Origin of the sequence: Mangrovimonas aestuarii, from assembly GCF_028767185.1 — a bacterium.
GTDB lineage: Bacteria > Bacteroidota > Bacteroidia > Flavobacteriales > Flavobacteriaceae > Mangrovimonas_B > Mangrovimonas_B aestuarii.
The window spans coordinates 170,745-196,793 of the sequence record NZ_JARACK010000004.1 but is presented as its reverse complement, the minus strand read 5'-3'; the positions used below and the strand labels follow the sequence as shown (position 1 = coordinate 196,793).

The window sequence follows — 26,049 nt, the reverse complement described above, 5'->3', positions numbered from 1 at the left end:
TTAACTCCAAAACCAAAACACTTTATCCACAATCCTAGACACAGCCAACTGCCTACTACTTAATCTACTACAAGAAAAGCCTAAATTAGAATCTACCTTTATTTGTTGATTTAACCTCATCTTATTTCCCGCAAGCATATGTGGTGCACTGTATGGAGCTTTGCTTTGTAAACCCTCAAAAATTGGATTGATTTTGATTAACTCATCAGGATGTTTTATGTAAACAGCGTACTTGAGTTTATAGTGCTTTACTCCACGACAAAAAAATTCACATAACGTATTATTTAAAATCCAGTCGATTAATGTTTTTTTTGACCCTCGTACAGGAAAGTCCTCCTCAACACCTGCTTCAATATCTTTTTTTGAAGCTTTTTTTGCCGAATTCAAGACCCCTTTAAAATCTCTACAAATATGAATTACCTGAGTGTCGACTATTCTCTTTAGTATGGGAATTCTTCCTGCATTTTTAGAAGAATCTATTATAATATTTGCTCCTGTTACCTTATGAATGGCATAAAACAAGGCTTTTGTTGCTAATAAATATGCCTTAAAATCCTCTCCCGGAAAATAAATATTCTTTAATAATCGAAGTAAGGTCTTATTTCTCTCAAATTTATGTCGTAGTGATTGATACTCTTTGTAGCTAACTTTTCTTTTTCTCTCCCATTCTGCAAAAATGGCTGCCCAAATATCACATTTAGGAATTAAAGTTTTACAGGAACAGTATTCTTCCATTATGGAATCCCTGACAATAAAACTTAGTTCACCGGCACTAAAAATGTCGTTTGAAGCATTTCCGAGCATGATATCTAACAGCGTTGAACCTGAATGACCATTGCCAGCAATATATATAACTTGTAATTCTTTGTTGGAATTCATAATACAAGACGAATCTAACTTTGTAATTCTTTACTTTTTGATATTTCAATATATCGCCCCAGTTCATCAGAGGTCATAAACTCAATATCGGGCCATCTTTTCAACATTTCTTTTAGAAGAGTATTAAATGTTCTTAAATTGTTTCTCCTATTATTTTCTTCCAAACCACCAATAAAATTAAGACGATGTGTCGTTATTATTGCTGGTTTATTCCAAAAAAAAGCATTCTCAATATCAGCCAAACAAGATTTTAATGAATTGAACGAGGCTGGGTATTGCGAAGGTTCAAACACACAATTCCTTACAAGGTAAGTTTGCTTGTGTTCGTTTGTTGCTCCTAAATAATGTCGAACCATTTTTCTTTTCTCATGATTATAGACCACTGGAAGTTTCTGGTATTTCATACCCTGTATAAACCGCACTCCTCCTTTATTTAAAACATTTTCAACCTCTTTATCCCATATAAAATTATTGGCAATAAAGGATTCAGATTTATATCCAAATAGTCTCTCAAACAATTCCAACCCTTCCTTAACTGCCTGTGTAATAAATACTCTCCCCTGATCTGAATCAATATCATATGATGCTTGAATATCCCTTGTTGGTTTTGTCTGCATTGGAGGTATAATCCAACATAATTGAATAAAGGATTTCATTGCTATAGGATCTTTATCCTTTAATAACTTAAACCATAACAGTACATTTACATGTTCCCTGCCATGAAATTGGGGGTGAAAAACATTATGACTAATACCCTGCTTCCAAATACCCCATGTATCCTCATTAGGGTAATAACTCTTTAGAGTTTCTGTAAAAGGCTCATAATTATACTTCTCATAATTTGATTTGGCAATTCTTTGAAAATTCGGATTGGCAACAACTGTATTAGCAGTTATTACACCTGGTCTGTTATTTTTATCTTTGTGCTTTAAAAGCACTTCAAACAAAGCCTCTAAATCTGTTGATGAAGCCAAAGTGTCAAACCTGCAGTAAGGATTGTTTTTAATAAAATCAGACTGCTTATATAAATTATTATACGCATCCCTATTTGGCATTCTTATACTCCCCCAATCGTCACTTTCAATAACTACTATTTTGCGTTTAGTTCTCCAACCAGGCATATTTATAAGATTTTGCCTAATTTTAGATTTGAGTTTCATCAATGTCAATTAAAATAAATTTATATGTAATTATTCTAAAAAAGAGATACTTCCTAAGTTTCAAATAAAAAATTATAATGACTATATCCCTAATATTATAACACTCACTTTTTCTTCTCTTTGTTATGGGAATCAAATCCTGTTAAATAAGTCTATTTCTTAGACTAAAGAAACAGAACCTTACTTTAATCAGTTTAAATCATTAATTAATTTAATCCAATTATCTGCTATATGTCTTACTTTATATTTTGAAGGCATCTTTTGAACCTTAGCACTCATTGCTTTGAGCTTTTCCTGATCACTCATTAATTCCTGTAAACTCATAATGTATGATTGTATGTCTTCTTCTTTAATTACTAAGCCCGTTTCTTGATGTTGTATTACATCACTTATAGCTCCAAAAGTATTAAAAGCAACAGGTACTACTCCGTAAGATTGGGCTTCTGGCAATACCATAGGGAACCCTTCAAAATCAGAGGTCATCACAAATAATTTAGCCTTTGCCAAAAATAGTTTCGGGTCTTGAGTACCATGTATGGTTATTCTCTTTAGGCCTCTTTTCTTTATTTCGTCTAATAAAAATTGTTTTGCCGGTCCATCTCCTAAAATATCAAATTGCCAACTTGGATATTTCTGATAAATTCCCTCCCATAAAAGAAGTAATTTTTCAACTCTTTTTTGAGTTATACTTAAACGGCCAACATAAACAATTCTATTCTCTTTTTCATCAAATGATATATTTTCATTTGTTTCAAATGAAGCAGGGTTTGGCATTGCCACTATTTTACTCTCATCAAAATAAGTCAAATAATATTCCAATTCTTTAATATAGCTTTCAGATAACAATGCAAGTTTATCTGATTTATCAATTGCATTTTTAAGCAATTTAGCTTGCTTTTTTTTATTTAAAAACTTTAATACCTCCCAAACCAATCGAAAATCAATAGCATTAAAAATAGATTTTGTATTGGTGTTTCCTAATCTTATATTTCTGTAATTTTTATTTAAACCTATTAAGCAATTATGGTGTACTGTTATTAATCTCACCCCTTTAGGCTTAATCTCATACACAAAATTCATTTTAGCTTTATAAACCCCTGTTTGGTTTATAATAACCTCTATTTTTTTTTCTTTAATGAGATTTTTTGAAAAGCTTATATTCTCTCCAGACCATAGTTGATTTGTATTAGGTAATACAAATTGCTCTGTATTAAATTTAAAATCTGCATCCATTTTCCCAAGAGAAAGATAAAATACCTTTGCCCCTCTTTTAAGAAATTCCTCTGTTAAAATATGGGTTACTCTCTGGACACCTCCTTTTTTAGGTTCAATGGGAAAAGAAGCTATAAATAGTATATTGGTCATAATTTAAATGTTTGCTATCTAATAATGTAAACCTATAAAATGTTAGGCCTCATGTAACATTTCGACCTCAAACATGAGTTTTCCTTTGTCAATAATTAGGTTAATTGGATATTACAATCGAATTGTCATTTTCAATTCAGGCTTTTACTTCTTTTAAACAATGACACACTTTTGGATACTTTTTGAAGTATTCTATCATAACAGGAAAGATAAAAACTCCCTAACTGAATAGTTTAGGGAAGAGTCAAACCAAGGTATGAATGGCAATAAAAACAAATTGATACTTAAAAAATAAATCATTCCCGCTATTTTATATATCACAAATGGAATAAGCAGTATAAAAGACAAAATAAAAGAAAATCTCAATAATTTGGCTTTATGTTTTGCTATAGAAGTAAATCCCCCTCTTTGCCAAACCAGTAAAAAACTTGCCAAAATAAAAAGTCCTGTAATAATGGCTGTCCTGTTCTGTAAAGCAAATAAAAACCATGATGCATTGGAGAGCACTTTGGTAAGTAAACCAATGGAAAACAAATGGCTCTCAAGCAAGTTCATTCTTTTGTATACACCAAAAAAAATCAGGGAAAAAGCCAAGATATTCACACCCCAGTTTTGAACGCCCAATGCAAATAGTTTCAAGTACCAAGTACTGCCCGAATATTGATCTAGATAATAATCAGAGGTTCTTTGTTCTTCTACTTGGTAACTCCTTACCTTATCTGCCCCTACTTCAGTCGTTTGAAGCTGTTTAATTACTGATCCATGGTCAAATATTGTTGTTACAAAAGATAAGCAAAATAAAATAACGTATAGCTTATGCCTAACACCTAGAAACAAAACAATCCATGCAGGAATGGTCATAGCAAAGTACCCAATGTGGATATAAGGTGGTACAAACATTAATAAAAGATACTTTTTCTTTTTAGTTTGGTAATAACTCAAACATGCATAAAAAAGTACCCATCCGCCTGTCCAGGTTCTTATGGAATTAATGCCCTCTAGACCTTTCCACAATAAAAAAACAATTAAAAAAAAATAAAATATTCGACCGTAGTTTCTTCCTTTAGATAATTGGATTAAACGAAAAACTGATCCAGAAAAAAAATAACCATAAATAAAAGCTACAAAAACAAAAAACAACCAAGGAACACCCAAAACTGCCCCTGTTATATACGACAAAAAGTGAATATATAAATCTTCTTGGATATTAATATTCGATTTGAACGAGATAATTTCCCAACATTCAGAAATGAACTTACCTAATGATAAATCCATATAATGAAAATATACATTTTGCCAATGTCGATACCCATCATTACTTTCGGAAATTGTAATTACTGAACCAAAAATTGTTATAAACAAGGTCAACAATTTCCTCTTATAAGAAGAGTCGAAACTGCGTTTCAGCCCATAGACTAAACCTACAACCGGAGAAAAAAGCATCATTAAGGAATTATAGAAAAGAGCTCTATTCATAATGCTTCAATTGTTTTCGAAAGTTATCCACTAGATTTGGATAGTGTAAAGTTCCATATCCAACCTTTACATGCCTTAAACTATTGGCTGAATAGTTATACACACTACCTTCTGTTTCAGAAAAATATTTACAATTATTAAATATTGTTCGTTGAACTTCTCCTGCATTCAATACAAATGCAGTAGGAGTGACGAAAAGTACTCTCAATTTCATCAAATGATTTTTTTTGCTCACTAAGACTCTACTTACTTTTTAATAAAACAGAAAAATTTCTTCGTGTAATTTTTTTCTGTTTTATCACTTTATCTGTAAGTATAGTATCTATTTAAGCTGAATACTTTATCTTTATGTAAAAGTCTAGAAAAGGTCTTGGTGTAACTCCTATAATAAATTGCTTAATACTGTATAGCATTCTATCTACTTTTACTTTTATCTTTTTTGAATCTGCAATTAAAGATGTCATTACCTGAACCTGTTTTGGGGTATACTCAAGTGCGTCTTCAAAATTATCTTGACCTTTATTAAAGCTAATAGGTATATCAATTTTTTCATTCTCTTGTAAAAAGTCGTTCATATTGAGCCATACCCTATTATAGCCTTCTAGATGGTTCGAAATAACCATTCTGTATGCTTTTTCCAATTGCTTATCCTTCTTCTTCTCAGTAATCTCCATGCTTAAAAAAGCTTGGTAAGCCTTTTTTACCAAATAAGGGTCTGCTTTTCTCAACTCTTTTAAAAAATAAAGTTCACTCAGAGTAAGCGAAGGGTTTACAGGTTTTATGTGACTAACTACTGGATTACCTACTTTTAACCAATCATTAAAAAAAACGTTTTCGAGAAAAAGCTTTTCTTTTTTAAACTTTCTAACGGTAATTTTAAGTGACTCTCGTGAAATATTCTCTAAAAATCCTTTTAAATAAATAGGGAGATCATATCCCGTTTTTAACCATTTGTCAATGATTGCTATATTACCGTTTTTGGCTCGATGTTTATAAAGTGATAGGGCTTGATCTATTGGGTCTCTCAATACTAACAGTACCTCTCCAATTTCAAGATTTAAAACCTTACAGCTATTCACAAGTTGTTTTAAAACTTTAGCATCTGAAAGGGATTCTATCAGATTTTCATTTGATATTACGATTTTATCACATGACTTTTCTTTAGCCTTTTTAATATAGTCTAATAATAACTTTTCAAGATTCTCTTTAGGCTTACACAACGTATTTTTAAGCTCCACTCCATTTCCTGCTGATATCTTTCCTGCCAACATTTGCTGTTCGTGTTTTCCTGCTCCAGGAAAGTAATAACCATGAGACTCTAATTGGGTTCTATTCTTCGACAATAAGGTCTGTACATAAGAGCTCCCTGTTTTTTCAGTACCAATGTGCAAATATAATTTCATACTAAAATAAAATTAACCCTTATTTTTATTGTATTTCTTATTGTTGAATTTGTCCCTATAATCACTTCCTCTTAAATAAATTAATAGTTTAACCCTTAAATCCCTTAACCTCTTTGGGGTATTAAACCTAATAAACGCAAGGCACTTATCGTAAAAATTATAATTGTGCTTTCCTTTATTTGAATGTGGAAAATTACTTTGTGGAACAGCACAGTTTAAAAAACCGCATAGCTTTTCCCAACCATCTCCCGCCTTAAAATCCATAATCAACAAGTCATCAGGTCTATCCTTAAAATAATCATAAACATCCTCATAATGTTTTCTATACCTGTCCAGATATAATGCTTCATTCCCGTCTAGAACACCCTTGCCATACAGCCATTCTCTCATTGCTGTATAATCTTTACCAAAATGTTTTTTTGCACTATATAACCACTTATCTTCATCCCTAACCGTTAATATGAATTTACTGTTAGGATAAGCTTTATCCAACTCCTTGTACATAGCCATCCATGGCACATCCTGCAGGGCGTTATACTCCTGGGCTACTAGTATAGAATTTGAAACATTTCCTCTTAACAAGGATTCAGCCAAATCCAAACGTGCACCTACTACTGAGTATCCCAACTTTAAGAGAGCTGCGCCCATTGTTGTTGTTCCTGTTTTATGCCATCCTATGCAGATTATTTTTGGTTGTGTTTTAATCGTCATACATCTTTTTAGTTAAATCCTAGCACTGTTATGCTTGTGAATGGTTGAACAAATATTCAATAGTTGAACCAGAAAAAGCAGCCTCTTCCTTAAGCCTCCATGTTAATTTAAATAGCTCAGGATCTTTACCTTCAATCCATTTTTTTGCTTCTTCATTCATTGGACTTAATAAGCCCAAACGTTGTAATTTATGGGGTTTTGAAGCAGGTAAAGAATTCGTGTTACTCCAAATTTCATTGCACACCTTATCTGTTTTTATCAACTCATAAAACGCATAGTGATAAACCATATATGGCCTGAACTTAATAACTTTAAGCATTAAACGGGTAAACCAAATCCTAGTCCAAGCTGGGCGTCTATTTACTATGCGGTAAATATTTTTTTCAAATTTGGAAGGTTTTTTGTCACTAATATTTCTAAAATTGTTTTCATTCCAATAATCACACAACTTTTTATAAAGCTGTTTTAACAGAATATTATTAGACTTTGATGCTATAAACCAATTTGAAATAATACGATCCCTGCCTGGGTTTTTATATAAAAACAAACCAGACGCCATATGATTATATAACCAGTCGCTTAGTGGTACTTTACAGTATACTGTTGGGTCTATCCAAACTCCTCCATAAGTAATAAGAAGTTGTGTTCTTAATAAATCTGAACGATGTTGGAGAAGCATATTATCTACAACTTCCTCCCTAATAGGAAGGGGCTTCGCATATTCATGAATGTTTTTGGCATCCAATAAATGAATCTCCCAATCGGAATGCAATAGCTTTAATTGCTCAATACAACGCTGCACAACCCAAGGAGCATTTTCAAAACCTTGATGCCAATAAGTCCAAATGATTTTAGGGAGAGTTTCAAAATGTCCCATCCTAGAAAAGTTCATTATTGATTAAAATTACTTTTATTGAGGGATATAAAAATTTGATAATTATAAGAGGCTTGTCTTTCGAATCAAAGAAGCAGGTATTCCCCCAATTATAGAATCACTTGGGAAACTTTTGGTTACTACTGAATTAGCGCCAACAATACAATTATCACCTATAGTTATCCCTTCTTTAATAAATACATTACTCCCAATCCAAACATTATTTCCTATTTTAATATCTGCCTCCAAATGCTTTAAATCTGGGCCTGTGGGTTGTAATAAATCATGAGTAATACTAGATATAGTTACATTGTGGCCTATAGCGCAATTATATCCAATTATAATTTTTGATTGCTTGCCTGTAAGCAACCTTCCACTATTTATATAACTATTTTTATTGATAAAAATATTTCCCGTTAATTTTGTGATTAATGGATTATATAACCTTACGGAACTATCTAGATTATACCTTTTTTTAATATCCTTTTCTAGACTTTTTTCAATCCTTGAAAAAATAAACCTATAAACTGTAAGCAATAAACTCATTATGGAAAACTATAACTGAATCTTTCAATTATATTTAAGTTTTGTTCTCTAACTAAATCCTTAGTTCCTGTATCAAAATAATCAGAAAAATTTTTCTGCTTTCTAACTTTATTTTTTGTGACAGGTAGCTGTAGATTTTCCAATGGAAATTTTTCTTCTAAACTATTTATTCCATCTTGCAAATTTTCGAATCTCAACATAAAATCGATATCAAAGATATTATTAACACTATAAAAAGGCCATAATAACCTATATTTTTCGCGAAGAAATACTTCAAATGAAATACTTGATACTTTTTCATAATTATATTTCGCCATCCATTCATACATAGAAATAGCATGATCCCATGGATTTCTAACTATAGAAATTTTATAATAAGAATTCCATATATCGTCGCCTACGTAATCCTTTATTTGTTGCGCTGTTAAATGCTCTATGTAATTTTGATTTGGACTTTTAAGTTTTTTAACCATATAGTATACATCTCGCATTTCCCATTCCTTAAAAGCCTTAGCTCTCTTGAAGTTTTGAGGTTGCTTAGCGTTGTTTTTCTCCCTTACATTAGGGTCTGGATCATAACCTAAAGGTGTAATAATATCGTCTGGACCACAAATCCGTGACAACAATAATTCTACCGAAGTCCCTGCTGTTTTTTGAGGTTTAATAAAGATAAATTTATGTTTATGGGATACTATCATAAATTAAATTCGTTTTTTAATCAGTTTTGTTAATTCTTGTCTACCAAATAAAAATCCGTTGTGTTTGGTTAATAACAAAAATGTAAAATGAAAACCTATGAAAATTAGGGCATAATAAATAGAATTTAAACCATTAAAAACAAATGCCTTAAATAATATTAAAATAAAGAATGGTAACATTGGGTATAAAAACCCTAAAATCTGCCTTTTGAAACTGAGATTCAAATATTTATCTACCGCCCATGAATAAAGTATAAAACCTAAAAAAGAACCAAAAACAACGGCAGAAGCAAAAATCTTAATTCCAAAAAACAAACCCACTAACATTGGTAACAATAAAACAAGCCTTTGAATTAAACTTAGGTTAAACTTAACCCTGGAATACCCTTTACTTAATAGAGACTTTCCCATTAATGCTCCGTGAGGTGCGAAGAGAGTTCTAAATATTAATATTTGGAACAAAACAATACTTGGGATCCATTTACTCCCTAAAAGGAAGACAATTATCTGATCGCTTAGAAAAAATAGTACTCCTAAAAGTGTAGAAGAAAGAAATGTCGCAAAATCAAATACCTTATAATAGACTCTTTGAAATTGTTCATCATCTTCTTGAATAGAGCTTAGTATAGGAAACATAACCTTTCTTAAACTACTTGAAGAGTAATTGGTAATCTGTGAATTTAATGATTCAGCCCTTGAATAAAAACCTAGTGTTACAGGTGAAAAAACCTTACCAATGAATAAGGTATCTATTTTCAGAAAAACCTGTCTAAGTGCTTGATCAAAAAAAACAAAACTCGAAAAGGATAACAACCCCCTTACACTTTTCCATGAAAATTGTGCCTTTGGAATCCACCCTGTTCCAAACCATAGCATAATAGCCCCAATTAAAGCAGCTGTTATTTGTTGCCAAACCAAACTAAATACACCAAAACCATTAAGCGCACAAACAATTCCAACCACACCACCAAAAAGAGTTGCAAAAATATCTCTTAGAGTTAAAGATTTAAAGCGCAAGCCTCTTGTTAACATTGCAGCATGAACCTTACCCAAAGCCCCTATCGGAGGTATTATAGCCAAATATTTCAATATGCTCACTACTTCTTGGCTGCCAAAAAACCTTCCAAGTACTGGTGACAATAAAAAAATTGATAAGCCTAGTAATAAGCTCAATACTAAATTGGTGTAAAAAATAGAGGAATAGGTTATATCGTCAACTTCTTTTTTTTGTATTAAACCATCCGTAAATCCCACATCAATAAAAACACTACTGATGGTAATAAAAGCTAGCGCCAAACCAACTACCCCAAAATCTTCGGGTATAAGAATTCTTGCAAGTATTATGGAAACGACAAAGGTTGCAATTTGTCGAACAAAAGTACCTGACAAGTCCCAGATTAAACCAGCTTTTGACTTTTGTTTTAAGTTCTTATTTTGTGTTTTCACTGTTTTGTAATTCAAGAGCTATTTTAAAATAAGTCCTATACCATGATATAAATTTATAAACTCCAACTATAAGTGGTACTTTTGGAGTATAGTTGAAATCGACAGTTAATGCTGTTCCATCAGCCCAAGTCTTTTCAACATCACCAGGTTGCATAGGCATCATTAGTTTTTCAGCTGCAATACCCGTTTCTTTTTCAATAGCTTCAATAAAATCCAACAACTTGACAGGTTGATTATTGCCTATATTATAAAGTTTATATGTATTGGCGTTATTTGATGGCCCTAATAAAGTAGCAACTACTCCTTCAATAATATCATCTATATAAGTAAAATCACGAGATAAATTCCCTTCATTAAATACTTTAATAGGCCTATTATTAAGTATTGCATCTGTGAACAAAAACATAGCCATATCGGGTCTCCCCCAAGGTCCATAAACAGTAAAGAATCGAAGCCCTATAGTTTCAATATTATAAAGATGGCTGTAGGTATGAGCCATTAACTCATTGGACTTTTTACTAGCTGCATACAAGCTTATTGGATAATCTACATGCTCACTTTCCTTAAACGGAACTGATTCATTATTACCATATACACTAGAACTACTTGCATATACCAGTTTTTTGACATTATTATGTCTGCAACACTCCAAAACATTTAAAAAGCCTACAATATTACTATCCACATAAGCCTCTGGATTTTCCAATGAATAACGAACCCCTGCTTGAGCAGCTAAATTGCAAACCATATCAAAATTAAAATTCTGAAATAGTCTAGGCAGCTTCTCACGGTCTTCAAGATTCATTCTTATGAACTGTAATTGATCACCGTAAAGAGAACTATTACAAAGTTTATCAAAAATCTCAGCGTCATGCCGATTGATTCCCAATTCGTTAAGCCTGGCAAACTTTAAATTAATATCGTAATAGTCGTTTATATTATCCAGACCTACGACATTATGCCCCAACTCAATTAGTTTATTACATAAGTGGAAGCCAATGAAACCCGCTGCTCCAGTTACTAATATTGTTTTATTTTTAGATGATGTAAAATCCATCAATTATTTATTGTTTTTATTTCCAAATATATTCCTCTTGGTCTCCCTCTATATTTTTCTCTAACAGGGATTTAGTTTAAGCCGCTCTAAGGCAATAAAATTCTCGACTTGCTTCACAAGGTATCTTCAAATAAAAACACATTTTATTAATGCTCGTAGTAAGACTGTACGTATTCTTTTTTGTTCGCTAGATGCGAGCGGATATATAATTGTATTTAACCAGACTCACAGCTTATAGCCTACTGCCCTATTCCATAATACACAAAGCCTATAGCTTCCAATGTTTTCTTGTCCAAGAGGTTTCTCCCATCAAAAACCACTGCTGGTTTACTCATACTATTGTAAATACGTTGCCAGTCGTAAGTTTTAAATTCATCCCATTCGGTAAGTATAGCAATTGCATGAGCTTCTTTACAGACCTCATAAGGATCTGTTAGCGGTGTAAGTAATTCTGCATTAGTTTGCTCACTACGGGTATTCAAATAGTTTAAATCATTGAGCATTTGCTGCCTAGTAACTTTAGGGTCATAAACCGCAATTTGGGCTTGTTCTTCCAGTAAATTGTCAGCCACATAAATAGCGGCAGATTCTCTGGTATCGTTGGTGTCCTTTTTAAAGGCCCAGCCCAAGAAGGCAATCTTCTTACCAGATACAGTATTATATAGCGTCTTTACAATTTTGTGTGCAAAACGACGCTTTTGATGGTCGTTCATGATAACCACTTGCTCCCAATAATGAGCTACAACATCCAAGCCAAGGGATCTGGCTATATATACAAGATTTAAAATATCCTTTTGAAAACAAGAACCTCCAAAACCAACTGAGGCCTTTAAAAATTTAGGGCCAATCCTGCTGTCTGTTCCTATGGCCTTAGCTACCTCATCCACATTGGCTCCCGTAGCTTCACACAGCTCAGATATTGCATTAATAGAAGACACACGTTGTGCCAAAAAGGCATTGGCCGTAAGTTTCGACAATTCAGAAGACCAAAGGTTCGTGGTTAAAATATTTTCCTTAGGCACCCATGAACCATAAATAGCCGCTAAAGCATCAATAGCTGTCTTACTATTTCCTCCAATTAAAACGCGATCAGGACTCAGTAAATCATCTATTGCGGTTCCTTCAGCTAAAAACTCTGGATTGGAAAGAATCTGAAAATTCACTCCATTCCCTGTATTCTCCAAAATACTTTTTATGGCCTGAGCTGTTTTTACGGGTAAAGTAGATTTCTCTACTACAATTTTATCTGATGTAGCAACCTTGGCAATCTGTCTGGCACAAAGTTCAACATACTTTAAATCAGCAGCCATCCCTTTACCAGTTCCATAGGTCTTAGTAGGTGTATTTACAGAAATAAAGATCATATCGGCTTCTGCAATAGCTTCATCCACGTTGGTAGAAAAAAACAAATTTCTACCACGGGCTTCAGATACCACTTGATCCAAACCTGGCTCATAAATAGGAAGCTTACTTAAATCGGCATCATTCCAATCTGTAATACGTTGAGCATTTAAGTCTACCACATGTACCTTAACCTCTGGATTTTTTTGGGCTATTACTGCCATAGTAGGACCTCCTACGTAGCCTGCTCCGATACAGCATATATTTTTGACTTTGCTCATTATTAAATTTTTCTTTTTATTCAACGATTTAGGTTAGAAAACAGTTTAGACTATAGTTATATACTTCTTGTCCTATTACTATGATTATTTCCCAACCATAAAACCAATATTAAATAGTAATGGATATTTAGTTTAAAAAACCTTTGGGAATGTATATTTAAATTCAATTACATTAAGTAGATTCTAAAATTGCACACGATTATAATCATCTTCCAAACGTACAATATCATCCTCTCCGAAATAAGTTCCGGTCTGTACTTCAACAAAAACCACTAGTTCATCAGTTTGGTTTTCTATGCGATGTTTGGTACCCACAGGAATTAAAATGGTCTCACCAGGTTTATAGTTCACCATTTCTCCATCCAAAGTGATGGTCGCTTCACCTTGCACTATAGTCCAAGCTTCAGAGCGTTTATAGTGGTACTGATAACTTAAACGCTGACCAGGTTCAACTTCTATACGCTTTAATTTATAGTTGGGTTCATCATGGAGTACAAAATAACGCCCCCACGGGCGTTCCTCTTTTTCAATATATGTCATATTGCTATTGCTTTTGGACAGTCCTTTTTAATGAAAGGAAAGGCGTTGGTGGACTATTTAATTTATTAATTAATGGAAGACGATGTCGTGTTCTTTGAAATATCCTTTTAAATATTTTTCTAAAAGTATGATTTTTAAAAGATATCTGCCAACGAGAGTGTTCAATAGTTATCTACCTCACAAAAGGTGAAAATTTATCATTAAACAAGACTTGGTATTTATAGCTTAGCGCCTATAGCCTACTGCTTAAAGCTTACAGCCTCGAAACCAAAAACCAATTATTCAACAGCTCTTCCCTGTTATATAACATTGGTTGCTTAGTTTGCCAATCAATTACAGTTGCACCAGAATGTTCACAAATCGCTTGTCCAGCAGCTGTGTCCCATTCCATGGTTGGTGCAAATCGCGGATAACAATCTGCTACGCCTTCGGCTACCATACATAATTTTAAAGAGCTTCCCTTAGACATGGTTTCTATCTCACCATGCTCTTCTTTCAACGTATTGATATAATCTTCCGTTTCCGGAGATAAATGGGATTTACTAGCTACTACCGTAAAACTATTTTTGGCAATATTTAATGGTAGTATCTGAGCCTTAGACAGCAAAACATCTAAATCATCAATCTGTGAAACATTATTTACCTTAAACGCTCCTTCCTCTTTTGTTGAATAATACAACTCATTCTTGGCCGGCACATAAATCACTCCTAAAACAGGCTTTTGATTATCTACCAAGGCAATGTTTACGGTAAACTCACCATTACGCTTGATAAATTCCTTAGTGCCATCTATAGGATCAACAATCCATAAACGCTCCCAAACTTTACGCTCATCATAAGGTAAATGTTTCCCTTCTTCCGATAACACAGGAATAGCCGTTTCTTCCAAATATTCCATGATAATCTTATGGGACGCTAAATCAGCTTTTGTCAAAGGCGAGTCATCAGATTTGAAATCCACTTCAAAATCCTCGTTCTCGTATATGTGCATGATTTTCTCCCCAGCACTTAGGGCTGCCTTGATGGCTATGTTTAGTAAGTTTTTCATTTTCTTGGTTAGTATTTTTTCCCTAGATCAAATGATAAAAGGAAAACAGTGTCCATTATATTTCGGATTTTCCTGCCCTAACCCTAAAGGGTAAAAATCCTCAAATAGTAGTCAATTTTCATAATCATTTAGACACTCTAAATAGAACAGTTTGTTTTTCTTCTGTCTCAGAAATTCTTTTTCACCACCCTTTAGGGAGGGGAGAAGTGAAAAAGAGTTTCACAACTTATGCTTTTATTTCTTCAATTTTTTGCTTCAATTCAAAAACAACTTCATCTAAATTGTCTAAAACATCTTCATTCTTAAACCTAAGGATTCTCAAATCTTGGAACTTAAGCAATTCTTCTCTTTTATTATCTGCCTCATGCTGCTCTTGCGAATTATGGTATCCTCCATCAACCTCAATAACCAATCGTAACTCATGACAATAAAAATCAACTATAAACAAATGAATCGGATGCTGCCTTCTGAATTTATATCCTTCAAACTGTCCATCCTTGAGAATCAACCAAAGTTTATTCTCAGACTCAGTCGTATTTTGTCGTAGCAACTCAGCTTTCCTAAAATTCTCTGCTGGAGCACCCTTAAACATACTTTCGTCATGGTATGGTTGACTTGACTTCAATTAATTATTTTTTAGCAAACTGTTTTTTCACCCTTTAGGGAGGGGAAATAAAAAACAGTTTGTATTATCTATTCACTTCAATACAAAAAATAGTGAAATAAAGTCCGCTTATTAAAACAAAATGCCATTTCTCCCCTTTAGGGTTTCAGGGGGAAAAGAAATTGATTTTCAAATATATTTCTAAACCGCTTTTGGATCCCTTTAGGGTCGGGGAAAAACAGAAAAAATCTTCACACTATTTAAACTATCATCCCCGCAGCAACCGTCTCATTGGTCGCGTCATCAACTAAAATGATACTACCAGTAGTGCGGTTTTCACGGTATGAATCTACCATAAGAGGTTTAGTGGTTCTGATTTTCACTTTGGCTATAGCATTCATCTTCAAATCCTTGTCTTCACTATTACGCTCCAAAGTGTTGATGTCGATATTGTAAACTACTTCTTTTATCATCGCCTTTTGCTCATTCGATGTATGGCGGATGGTATATTTAGCTCTTGGCTTAGCCACATTATTGTGCAACCAACACAACATCACATCCAAGTCCTGAACAGCTTCTGGTTGGTTATTACTGCGAACAATCATATCGCCTCTACTGATGTCAATATCATCTTCCAAAGTCATTGAAATTGACATCGTAGCATATGCTTCTTCCAAGCTTTCATTCAAGGTATCAAGTGACTTAATTTTTGACGTAAATCCTGAAGGTAATACTGTAACCTCATCTCCTACACGGAATACACCACTAGAAATACGACCCGCATAACCACGATAGTCTCTGTGTTGCTCGCTTTGTGGACGCAACACGGTTTGCACTGGGAAACGGGCATCTACTTTATTGATGTCACTGCTAATGTGCATGGTCTCCAAGGTATGTAACAACGGCGCACCTTGATACCAATCCATGTTGGTCGAGCGGTTTACAACGTTGTCTCCTAATAAAGCAGAAATTGGAATAAAGCGTACATCCTTCACCAATAGCTTTGATGAGAACTCTTCGAACTGCTCAATAACATTGTTATAAGCTTCTTCAGAAAAGTCTACCAAATCCATTTTATTGACACATACAATAATGTGCGGAATCTGCAATAAGGATGCGATAAACGCATGACGGCGAGTTTGCTCTATAACCCCATGACGTGCATCCACCAATATAATAGCAGCATTTGCCGTTGACGCTCCAGTAACCATGTTTCTGGTATATTGGATATGTCCAGGAGTATCCGCAATGATAAACTTACGTTTTGGCGTAGTGAAATAGCGATAAGCAACATCGATGGTAATACCTTGTTCACGTTCATCGCGTAATCCATCAGTGAAAAGTGCTAAGTCAACACCTTCGTGTCCTTTCTTTTTACTGGTAGTTTCAATCGCCTCCAGTTGGTCTTCAAAAATTGATTTTGAATCGTATAACAAACGGCCTATCAACGTACTCTTTCCATCGTCCACACTTCCTGCCGTTGTGAATCTTAAAAGTTGATTATTTTCTAACATATTTTTTTCTTTTAAGCTGTAAGCCTTAAGCAGTAAGCTATAGGCTCTATTACGGACTAGTCTTTCAACTTTAGCCCTAAACTGTATAGTTTTTTCTTTATATCGTTTACTTTAGAGTTAAGATTTATATAATTAGTTTCAGTAATATAATCCAAATCTTTACTCAAAATAGTGAAGTATTCTAACTCGTGTGCAGACCCTAAACATATTTGAACAAATCTGTTAAAGTCTTTATCACTTGCTCTCCCACACCCCTCACTAAAATTTGAAGGAATGGAATATGCAGCGCGTTGCATTTGCGAAATCAATTGGTATTTTTCACTATCTGGAAATGCTTTGGTTAATCTATAAACTTCAAGAACCAAATCATGACTTAACTCCCAAACATCATATTTCCTAAAGTTTCTCATCCAATCAAATTATTTCCTAAATAAGCCTAACGCCTATAGCTTATAGCCTAAAGCATTCAATGACAAATCCCAAATCAACTTCACGACTTTACTTCAATTTAGAAATACCCTTGCCTCTTGCGATCCTCCATCGCTGTCTCCGAACGCTTATCGTCACTACGGTTTCCACGCTCGGTTTGACGCATAGCTGAAACTTCATGAGCTATTTTCTCAAGGGTATCAGCATCGGACTCTATACCACCTGTAATAGTGATATCTCCTAGAGTTCTAAATCGGATTTTCTTGGTCAACACTTCTTCTTCATCTTCCAAAATCAAGAACTCAGAGTTCGGAATCCAAGAGTTGTTACGCCATACTACTTCACGCTCGTGTGCAAAGTACAGTGATGGAATAGCTATGTTCTCTCGTTTGATGTAGTTCCAAACATCCATTTCTGTCCAGTTACTTATCGGAAACGCTCTAAAATGCTCACCTTCAAAATGCTTTCCGTTGAATAAGTTCCACAACTCCGGACGTTGGTTTTTAGGATCCCACTGCCCAAAATCGTCACGGTGAGAGAAGAAACGCTCTTTAGCTCTGGCCTTTTCCTCATCACGACGTCCACCACCTATAGCACAGTCAATTTTATTTTCTTCAATGGCATCTAATAAAGTAGTAATCTGAAGCGCATTACGAGTGGCATTCTTTCCTTTTTCTTCGGCTACACGACCTTGATCGATAGACTCCTGAACAGAACCTACAATAAGGTTCACCCCAAGCTCATTAATCAAATCATCCCTAAACTTAATAGTCTCTGGGAAATTGTGTCCTGTATCCACATGCATCAATGCAAATGGAATTTTAGATGGATAAAATGCTTTTTTGGCTAAATGGGTTACAACAATCGAATCCTTCCCTCCTGAAAAGAGGATCACGGGATTATCAAACTGTGCCCATACTTCGCGAAGCACATAAATAGCTTCGCTCTCCAATTCATCCAGATAATTTAAATAATACTTACTCATCGTTAAGCTTCAATTTTGGTGTTATATAGTCAATAATGCGTTGTGATGCACTATTGATAGATTCTTTTTCTGTTAGTATTTCTATATTGGGGTTTTCAGGAGCCTCATAAGGCGCCGAAATCCCCGTCATGTTTTTAATCTCTCCTGCTCGAGCTTTTTTGTAAAGCCCTTTCACATCACGACGCTCGCATTCTTCCACACTGGTATTAACAAATACCTCTACAAAGTTCTCCTCTCCAACTATAGTACGAATGTTTTCTCTATCTTTTTTGTAAGGTGACACAAAAGCAGCCAATACCACTAAGCCCGCATCGACCATTAAATTCGATACTTCTGCAATTCTACGAATATTTTCCGTTCTATCCTCGGAAGAAAAGGTTAAATCACCATTAATTCCTTTCCTAATATTATCGCCATCAAGCGTATATGTTTTTACACCCTGCTCATGCAACTTTTGTTCTACAACATTAGCTATGGTCGATTTTCCAGAACCAGACAAACCAGTAAACCATATCAAAAACGATTTATGACCATTTGCTTTCAAACGATCTATTTTACTAATTTGATAATCGTGTTCAACTATATGCAATGATTTACTCATACTCTTATCGTTTTATAAGTCCGAAGTTAATTTTATACCATGCCCTCTCATGCAAATAATAAAGCACCATTTTGGTAATCACCTCAGTAAGCCCTATTTTTAAGCCAGTGAGAGCATTCCCTGAAATTATATAAGCGATTACCATAGTATCTAGCGTTCCTATACAGCGCCACACAACAGTCTTGACTAAATGACGCTTCTGACTATCCTCTAGCCACTTGGAATTAAACCAAATACGCTCATGAAAATAGTACAGTAACATTTTAGAAAACACCTCTATCCCACCTATTTTCAAACCAGTAAGAGGATCTCCAGTAATAAACCAGGAAAGAACAATGGTATCCAGGGTCCCAACTAGCCTCCAAGTAAGGGTTTTGGCAATATGTCGTTTATGCGATTGGTCTTTCAATATATATATTCGTTGGTTAGTTATCGGCACGGCTTCGCCATTGTTAGCCACAGTTATTGCGCTAACGGTTTGATTTACAACACCTGAAAATTCAACACAACTAATCAGGTTATTTTAAAATTTAGCTCCCAAAACTAAGGGTTATTTATTTAACACCTCAGACTTAATTGTAATTATTTCGTTAACTATTGTCCTATTCCTTTACAGCTCAATTTTCACCACAAACCCAAGGCTCTTCAACATCACCCAACATTGATTTCCAGAAACGTATTTTACGGTTCCCTTTTGAGCTTTAAAACCTATGGCATCCATGTCAATTTCTTCGCCTACTTCAAGTACATCAACTTTTACAGTTCCTGCTTTTTTATCAAGTTCAACCTCCTTTAAGGCCGTAACTTCAACATCCGTGACAACGGCTGGTTTACCCATCCAAAACATATAACGAACTGCTCCGGGCACATCAAAAACCTTAGCGCGTAGTTTGTCATCCAAATTCACTAAAACCATTGAGGGCAACAAAGGCACTTCCACTTTTTTCTTTCTGTCACTCCATTGCCTCATCTCTACTCGAGTAGGACAATAGGCAGTTATCCCCAACTCCTGTAACCGGAGAGCGACCTTCTTTTCGTTTCTGGGTTTTGTATGTAAAACGTACCACGGCATAATCTCACTACATTTAGTCACCTGAACAGTAATGCATTAACTTAACATTCACCAATCAAGTAACAATTCATAACCCTTTTCACATTGGATTATTAACATTGAAATAATTTTTGCAATTTTTTAACAGCATACAAAAATAGAAATATCTTGGAACTATGAAAGCCTTCCACCTACTATAAAAACCATGAAGCAATTTTTGAAGAAATATGTAAGTCAATTAATAATTTTAAGGAAATCTTAAACTGACTTAAACAGAATAAACTGACCACCACTATGTACTATACCTAATAAAGAAACCACCCTCCAAATTATCAAACCACAACTTAATAACCTTACAACTTCACAAAAAAGCCTAAGGCCTGAAGCTTATAGCCTAGATCTTGAAGCCAAAGCATCCCGAATTAACAAATCAAAAATTAACAGCTTTAAAATTATTACAACTTAACGCCCTTACAACGTCACAAAAACTTAAAGCATAGAGCTTAAAGCTTACTGCCTAAAGCATACCGCTTACAGCCCCCAACTAATACCCCGCAAAATTGAAGTTAAGCATCTGCTTGGTCTTACCATACACTTCGGGAAACTGTTGATAAAACTCATTAGGGGTTTCAATAAAGTTTTCGATAATAACAGCCAAAAATTCATATTGGTTGGTATAGGCATAGTTTCTAAAATACTCAGATTTTAACAACTCATCACGTAAATTTTTGTTGTCTGCCAATAAATCAGTCAGTTCGTTGAATGTATCCGAAAAAATGGTAGAACTCACATCTCGCTCCTTTAAACTGTTGAGATGTATGGCATGGGCAAACTCATGGATCCCTAGGTTAAGATTATCGTTTGTAATCTCATACCCCATTAAAAAATGCTCCCACGACATTACCAGCGCCTTTAATCTTGGGTTAAATTCGCCCTTGTGGTAATTAGCGTTTGTTTTAGAATAAAACTCACTTGGATAAATGATAATCCTATCAATCAATCCAATATAAAAATCACGAAACCCAAAAGTCAACATGACTGCCGTAGCCGATATAAGCACCTTCATCTCATCGGTAACATCAAAATCCTTTCTACCTATAAACTGTTTGTCACTAATAAAAGAAGCAACCCTGTGCTCAAAAAAAAGCTGTTGCTTTTTATTCAGCTTACCATAAAAGGAAAAACGCTGTTTTAAAATATCTCTTTGAGGGCGCTTTAACCGTTTTAATACAGGATAAAAATGTGTATACAAAGGCTTTCTCCGCTTGAGCACATACACCATCTCATACATTTTAAAGCTGTAGTAGATAAACATCAATGCAAGCGCAGCGAAAAACACCCCTAAAATAATCTTACTCGCAAAAGAGTATTGGCCCATAACGTTCAGCTGCCACATAAAATGTAAGTCGGTTTTAAAAAGATTCAAGACAATGAATATACAAAAAAGATAGGCTTCTCTTAAATTTTTAAAACCATTTCGACAAACTACAAACGAAGCAATTCACTACCAGCGAACTAAACATTTACTCCACGACTAGACCGTATCAAAGCCGTTCAAATGTGTTATAAACTAAAAACCAGGGGAATCCCAGAAAACCAAAACACTAAAAAACATCAAATTCAATTAAACTCTACCTAGAAACTTCATAAATAAAGTATGGATACTGTATACATAAAGTATAGATAGTGTATAGTAAATGTGAAACAACACCAAATGAAAACAAATATCACAATCCAAAGTAAACATCTCCAAAACAGCTCAAATCACATTGACAACTCAAAATAGAATACAATCTATCTAAGAAAAACCATTATAAAAACAAAAGCAAGCTATGTTTTTAACCTGCCCTTCTTTAACCTTTTACCTAGAATAGTATTGTCCTGCGGACATCCTTAAGCGCTCCACGCTGAAAATCAACAAAATAAAACTCAGCCGCAAAAAACAAAAGCAAGCTATGTTTTTTAGCTTGCTTCGTTTTCAACTTTTTGTTGATTTATTTGTGACCGCGGAAGGATTCGAACCCTCAACCCTCAGAGCCGAAATCTGATATTCTATCCAGTTGAACTACGCGGCCTTTATCTTTAATTAAGATAATTTCTGCTTGACAATAGCCGATATGGTTTTTCCATCAGCTCTACCAGCCAATTCCTTGCTTACAAGCCCCATAACCTTACCCATATCCTTCATTCCTTCAGCACCTGTTTGTTGAATTGTTGCCTCTACCACTTTTTCTATCTCTTCTTCACTCATTGCTTCAGGAAGGAATTGAGAAATTACTTCTGCTTCAGCCAATTCAGGAGCGGCTAAATCCTCACGACCTTGTTCAGTATAAATAGCAGCACTATCTTTACGTTGTTTCACCAATTTTTGCAACAACTTCAGCTCTTGATCTTCAGTCAATTCTTCACTCGCACCACTTTCAGTTTGTGCTAAAAGTATAGCCGATTTCACAGCACGCAACGCTATTAATGCTGCTTGATCTTTAGCCTTCATAGCCTCTTTCATGGCCGTCATAACATCTTGCTGTAAGCCCATAATCTCTTTCTTTTTTTAATTGAGCGAAGATAAAAAGAAAACTCGAAAACCAATAAAAGTTTCCGAGTTTTAAAAAGAAGCAAACACTAAACTTATTATGCTACTAATCTACGTTATCGTGTAAAAACGAATTATTACTTCTAAGCTGAATATCATCATTATCATCTATGCTCACACTGGTTTTAGACATGCTGTTTACTTCAGATGAGTGCTGAACTTCATCTAAATGTACACCATGACGTTTGTAAGCTGGAACCTTTTCAATATCGTCTATTTTGGCATTGTTGAACTTATAATTAAAGTCCTTCATTTTTCTTCTGCGCTCTTCAGCACGCTCTTTCAACAAAGACGAAATTGGGCTGTTCATAGGATCGAAATCTTCCTTATCTGCCTGATTAGTTTCCGGCTCAACTACTTTACGTTCGAACACAATATCCTGATCTGGAATTTCCTCCATAACCTTCGGCTCTTGTTTTGCCTTTGGCTTTGACTCTTCCAATTCATAATCTTCCAAAGCATAACGAACTTCCTTATTTACAGAAGCAACTTTCTTCTCTGGAATCACCTCTATAGGGTCCTTAACAGGCATCTTTTTGATTTCCTCGTTAAGCTCGTGCTTAATAACAGGCTGTGGCTGCTTTGGCTGCACTGGCTCTTGTTTTGAAACAGGAGCAGCAGGTATATCAAAGGTTAATGTAAACTGTTGTTCTCCTTCAATCTCCCTCTCCTCTACTATAGGCTCAGTAGCCTCCCCAACAGGAGTAATCACAAAATCCTCAGTATCGTTAGTATCCAAAACCTCTTCATAAACTACGTTCATGTTTCTGATCATTTCTGTAGTTGGAATGAGATCCATTTCAGGCATTTTCGACTCCTGTTTCGCCTGAGGTTGTGGCGTTGATTTTGATGTAATTTCAAAATCATTATCATCTACCTCATCCAAATCCAAAGTGTGTCTGATAATCGGTTTTGGTTCTGGTTGTTTTTTCATCTCAATAACAGGTTCAATGACTGCTGGAGTTCTCTCTTCGCTCAAATCCTGCTCCATACTCTGCTCGTCTTCCAAGCTATGAACCACCTTCTTAGCTTCTGTATTCGATATCTCGTCCTGTTGCTCGATATTAAAACCTGTAGCTATAATGGTTACAGCGATAGACTCTTCTAATGAATCATCTTCACCTACCCCCATGATGATGTTAGCACCATGACCAGCCTCATTTTGAATATGATCATTGATTTCCCCAATCTCATCAATAGTGATTTCCTGAGTCCCAGAAACGATAAGCAACAATACATTTTTGGCCCCAGAAATCTTATTATCGTTAAGCAATGGAGAATCCAAAGCTTTCATAATGGCATCCTGAGCACGGTTTTGACCTGATGACGTTGATGACCCCATGATAGCCGTTCCACTATTACTCAACACCGTTTTAGCATCACGCAAGTCAATGTTTTGTGTATAGTGATGGGTAATTACTTCCGCAATACCGCGAGCAGCCGTTGCCAATACCTCATCAGCTTTAGAGAACCCAGCTTTAAAACCAAGGTTACCATAAACCTCACGAAGCTTATTGTTATTAATAACAATCAACGAATCGACAACAGAACGTAACTTCTCAATACCCTTTTGAGCTTGTTCGTTACGCATTTTACCTTCAAACTGGAAAGGCATCGTTACAATACCAACAGTAAGAATATCAAGATCCTTAGCCATTTTTGCAATGATAGGTGCAGCTCCGGTACCGGTACCACCACCCATTCCTGCTGTAATGAAAATCATTTTGGTGTTGGTATCCAACATCACTTTAATGTCCTCATAACTTTCTACAGCCGATTGCTCCCCGATTTCAGGGTTAGCACCCGCACCCAATCCTTCCGTTAGGTTAACCCCTAACTGGATTTTATTAGGCACACCACTGTTTTGTAACGCCTGCGCATCGGTGTTACAAATTACAAAGTCTACCCCTTTAATCCCTTGTTGAAACATGTGGTTGATGGCATTACTACCACCTCCTCCAATACCAATAACCTTAATAACATTCGATTGGTTTTTGGGCAAATCAAATGCAATGCTTGTGAATTCGTTGTTGCTGCTCATAAATTCCTGTTTTACTGGTTTATTTTGTCGTCTATTCTGGTTTCCAAATCTATTCTGCGTTGTCTAAAAAATCTTTGACTCTTTCGGTCAGTTTGTCAAGGAATGTTCTACGCTCCTTAACAGGTGGTGTTTGAGGCTGCTCTTCCTGAACTTCTTCCTCGGCTGTAGCAGCACTCTCTGGTTTCTCTTCGGCTTGTTCTTCCTCCATTTCTGCTTCTGCAGCCATCGCTCTTTGGCGCTCCTGACGCTTTAGTCCGTCAAGAACTAAACCTACCGCTGTAGCATAAAGCGGACTGGTAACATCTTCATCACTATCGCCTGCCAAATGCTCATTAGGATATCCTATACGTGTATCCATTCCTGTAATATATTCAACCAATTGCTTTAAATGTTTTAACTGGCTTCCTCCACCTGTTAAAACAATTCCAGCAATTAGCTTTTTCTTTTGCTCTTCGTGTCCGTAGTTTTTGATTTCTACATAAACCTGCTCGATAATCTCTACCACACGAGCATGAATGATTCTCGACAAGTTCTTTAAAGTGATCTCCTTAGGTTCACGACCTCTAAGCCCTGGAATTGAAACTATTTCGTTATCCTTATTCTCTCCAGGCCAAGCAGAACCAAACTTTATCTTCAATAACTCGGCTTGTTTCTCAATGATTGAACAACCCTCTTTTATATCTTCGGTAATCACATTACCTCCAAATGGAATAACTGCAGTATGACGGATAATACCATCTTTAAACACCGCTAAATCGGTAGTACCCCCCCCTATATCAATCAAGGCTACACCAGCCTCTTTTTCTTCTTGGCTTAATACCGCGTTTGCCGATGCTAAAGGCTCTAAAGTGATTCCTTCCAAATTCAAACCTGAACTTTTAACACAACGACCAATATTTCTAATAGAGCTTACCTGTCCCACTACAACATGGAAATTCGCCTCCAAGCGTCCTCCATACATTCCAATAGGCTCCTTAATTTCGGCCTGTCCATCAACCTTGTACTCCTGAGGCAATACATGAATAATCTCTTCCCCCGGTAACATCACCAGTTTGTGCACTTGATTGATCAATCGGTCAATATCCTCATCATCGATTACCACCTCAGAATTAGGACGAGTAATGTAATCACTATGCTGCAAACTACGTATGTGCTGTCCTGCGATACCAACGGTTACTCCTTCAATTTTTATACTCGATGAAGCCTCAGCCTCCTGTATCGCCTGTTGAATAGATTGGATAGTCTGGGTGATGTTATTAACCACACCTCGGTGTACGCCTAAACTTTTAGATCGGCCAATACCCAATATCTCCACCTTGCCGTATTCGTTTTTACGACCAATCATGGCCACAATTTTTGTGGTTCCTATGTCAAGCCCAATAGCGATATTATTATTGTTTTCCATA

26 protein-coding genes and 1 tRNA gene are annotated in these 26,049 nt (G+C 35.3%); all 27 read right to left on the bottom strand.

Going from position 1 to position 26,049, the window contains the following annotated elements; genetic code table 11:
- Entirely contained in the window at positions 1-879 is an 879-nt protein-coding gene (locus PWU04_RS07030; protein ID WP_274475259.1) for a hypothetical protein, read from the bottom strand.
- 14 nt (positions 880-893) lie between these two features.
- The gene (locus PWU04_RS07025) at positions 894-2,000 is read right to left on the bottom strand and encodes a polysaccharide (de)acetylase (RefSeq protein ID WP_274475258.1); all 1,107 of its coding nucleotides are present in this window, start codon (positions 1,998-2,000) and stop codon (positions 894-896) included.
- A 228-nt stretch (positions 2,001-2,228) separates the two neighbouring features.
- On the bottom strand, positions 2,229-3,404 hold the full coding sequence (locus PWU04_RS07020; protein WP_274475257.1) for a glycosyltransferase: 1,176 nt from the start codon (positions 3,402-3,404) through the stop codon (positions 2,229-2,231).
- 195 nt (positions 3,405-3,599) lie between these two features.
- Positions 3,600-4,880: a hypothetical protein gene (locus PWU04_RS07015; RefSeq protein ID WP_274475256.1), complete on the bottom strand. Its 1,281-nt coding sequence runs from the start codon at positions 4,878-4,880 to the stop codon at positions 3,600-3,602.
- A complete protein-coding gene (locus tag PWU04_RS07010; RefSeq protein WP_274475255.1) occupies positions 4,873-5,094 on the bottom strand; it encodes a hypothetical protein in 222 nt (73 codons plus the stop codon). Before PWU04_RS07010 ends, PWU04_RS07015 begins: the two co-directional genes overlap by 8 nt.
- Positions 5,095-5,206: 112 nt before the next feature.
- Positions 5,207-6,283 carry a hypothetical protein gene (locus PWU04_RS07005; RefSeq protein ID WP_274475254.1) on the bottom strand — a complete coding sequence of 359 codons (1,077 nt, stop codon included), beginning with the start codon at positions 6,281-6,283 and terminating at the stop codon, positions 5,207-5,209.
- A gap of 12 nt (positions 6,284-6,295) precedes the next feature.
- Positions 6,296-6,994, bottom strand: coding sequence for a sulfotransferase family protein (locus PWU04_RS07000; protein ID WP_274475253.1), 699 nt, complete (start codon positions 6,992-6,994; stop codon positions 6,296-6,298).
- A gap of 28 nt (positions 6,995-7,022) precedes the next feature.
- Positions 7,023-7,886: a capsular polysaccharide synthesis protein gene (locus tag PWU04_RS06995; RefSeq protein ID WP_274475252.1), complete on the bottom strand. Its 864-nt coding sequence runs from the start codon at positions 7,884-7,886 to the stop codon at positions 7,023-7,025.
- A 45-nt stretch (positions 7,887-7,931) separates the two neighbouring features.
- Positions 7,932-8,414, bottom strand: a complete 483-nt coding sequence (locus PWU04_RS06990; protein ID WP_274475251.1) for an acyltransferase — start codon at positions 8,412-8,414, stop codon at positions 7,932-7,934.
- On the bottom strand, positions 8,414-9,112 hold the full coding sequence (locus PWU04_RS06985) for a sulfotransferase family 2 domain-containing protein (RefSeq protein ID WP_274475249.1): 699 nt from the start codon (positions 9,110-9,112) through the stop codon (positions 8,414-8,416). The genes PWU04_RS06990 and PWU04_RS06985 overlap by 1 nt, the downstream gene beginning before the upstream one ends.
- Positions 9,113-9,115: 3 nt before the next feature.
- Positions 9,116-10,558 (bottom strand): lipopolysaccharide biosynthesis protein, encoded by a 1,443-nt coding sequence (locus PWU04_RS06980; protein WP_274475247.1) that lies wholly within the window; start codon positions 10,556-10,558, stop codon positions 9,116-9,118.
- Positions 10,542-11,615 carry an NAD-dependent epimerase gene (locus PWU04_RS06975; RefSeq protein WP_274475246.1) on the bottom strand — a complete coding sequence of 358 codons (1,074 nt, stop codon included), beginning with the start codon at positions 11,613-11,615 and terminating at the stop codon, positions 10,542-10,544. The genes PWU04_RS06980 and PWU04_RS06975 overlap by 17 nt, the downstream gene beginning before the upstream one ends.
- Before the next feature lie 239 nt (positions 11,616-11,854).
- Positions 11,855-13,237, bottom strand: a complete 1,383-nt coding sequence (locus tag PWU04_RS06970; protein WP_274475244.1) for a nucleotide sugar dehydrogenase — start codon at positions 13,235-13,237, stop codon at positions 11,855-11,857.
- A gap of 183 nt (positions 13,238-13,420) precedes the next feature.
- Positions 13,421-13,768: a phosphomannose isomerase type II C-terminal cupin domain gene (locus PWU04_RS06965; protein ID WP_406600947.1), complete on the bottom strand. Its 348-nt coding sequence runs from the start codon at positions 13,766-13,768 to the stop codon at positions 13,421-13,423.
- A gap of 262 nt (positions 13,769-14,030) precedes the next feature.
- On the bottom strand, positions 14,031-14,825 hold the full coding sequence (gene cysQ / locus PWU04_RS06960) for a 3'(2'),5'-bisphosphate nucleotidase CysQ (RefSeq protein ID WP_274475241.1): 795 nt from the start codon (positions 14,823-14,825) through the stop codon (positions 14,031-14,033).
- Between the two features lie 226 nt (positions 14,826-15,051).
- Positions 15,052-15,450, bottom strand: coding sequence for an endonuclease domain-containing protein (locus PWU04_RS06955; protein ID WP_274475240.1), 399 nt, complete (start codon positions 15,448-15,450; stop codon positions 15,052-15,054).
- Between the two features lie 239 nt (positions 15,451-15,689).
- The gene (locus tag PWU04_RS06950) at positions 15,690-16,943 is read right to left on the bottom strand and encodes a sulfate adenylyltransferase subunit 1 (protein WP_274475238.1); all 1,254 of its coding nucleotides are present in this window, start codon (positions 16,941-16,943) and stop codon (positions 15,690-15,692) included.
- A 56-nt stretch (positions 16,944-16,999) separates the two neighbouring features.
- Positions 17,000-17,353: a four helix bundle protein gene (locus PWU04_RS06945; RefSeq protein ID WP_274475237.1), complete on the bottom strand. Its 354-nt coding sequence runs from the start codon at positions 17,351-17,353 to the stop codon at positions 17,000-17,002.
- Between the two features lie 98 nt (positions 17,354-17,451).
- Positions 17,452-18,357, bottom strand: coding sequence for a sulfate adenylyltransferase subunit CysD (cysD, locus tag PWU04_RS06940; protein ID WP_274475236.1), 906 nt, complete (start codon positions 18,355-18,357; stop codon positions 17,452-17,454).
- Entirely contained in the window at positions 18,350-18,958 is a 609-nt protein-coding gene (cysC, locus tag PWU04_RS06935) for an adenylyl-sulfate kinase (protein WP_274475235.1), read from the bottom strand. Before cysC ends, cysD begins: the two co-directional genes overlap by 8 nt.
- A 4-nt stretch (positions 18,959-18,962) precedes the next feature.
- Entirely contained in the window at positions 18,963-19,367 is a 405-nt protein-coding gene (locus PWU04_RS06930) for a DUF2061 domain-containing protein (protein ID WP_274475233.1), read from the bottom strand.
- Between the two features lie 201 nt (positions 19,368-19,568).
- Positions 19,569-20,030 carry a UpxY family transcription antiterminator gene (locus PWU04_RS06925; protein ID WP_274475232.1) on the bottom strand — a complete coding sequence of 154 codons (462 nt, stop codon included), beginning with the start codon at positions 20,028-20,030 and terminating at the stop codon, positions 19,569-19,571.
- Between the two features lie 523 nt (positions 20,031-20,553).
- The gene (locus PWU04_RS06920; RefSeq protein WP_274475230.1) at positions 20,554-21,405 is read right to left on the bottom strand and encodes a zinc-dependent peptidase; all 852 of its coding nucleotides are present in this window, start codon (positions 21,403-21,405) and stop codon (positions 20,554-20,556) included.
- A gap of 605 nt (positions 21,406-22,010) precedes the next feature.
- Positions 22,011-22,084, bottom strand: a tRNA-Arg gene (locus tag PWU04_RS06915).
- Between the two features lie 11 nt (positions 22,085-22,095).
- Complete coding sequence (locus PWU04_RS06910) at positions 22,096-22,545, bottom strand: GatB/YqeY domain-containing protein (RefSeq protein ID WP_274475229.1); 450 nt, start codon at positions 22,543-22,545, stop codon at positions 22,096-22,098.
- A 103-nt stretch (positions 22,546-22,648) separates the two neighbouring features.
- Positions 22,649-24,643, bottom strand: coding sequence for a cell division protein FtsZ (ftsZ, locus tag PWU04_RS06905; protein ID WP_274475228.1), 1,995 nt, complete (start codon positions 24,641-24,643; stop codon positions 22,649-22,651).
- 49 nt (positions 24,644-24,692) lie between these two features.
- Positions 24,693-26,048 carry a cell division protein FtsA gene (ftsA, locus tag PWU04_RS06900; RefSeq protein WP_274475226.1) on the bottom strand — a complete coding sequence of 452 codons (1,356 nt, stop codon included), beginning with the start codon at positions 26,046-26,048 and terminating at the stop codon, positions 24,693-24,695.
- Position 26,049: the final 1 nt, after the last annotated feature.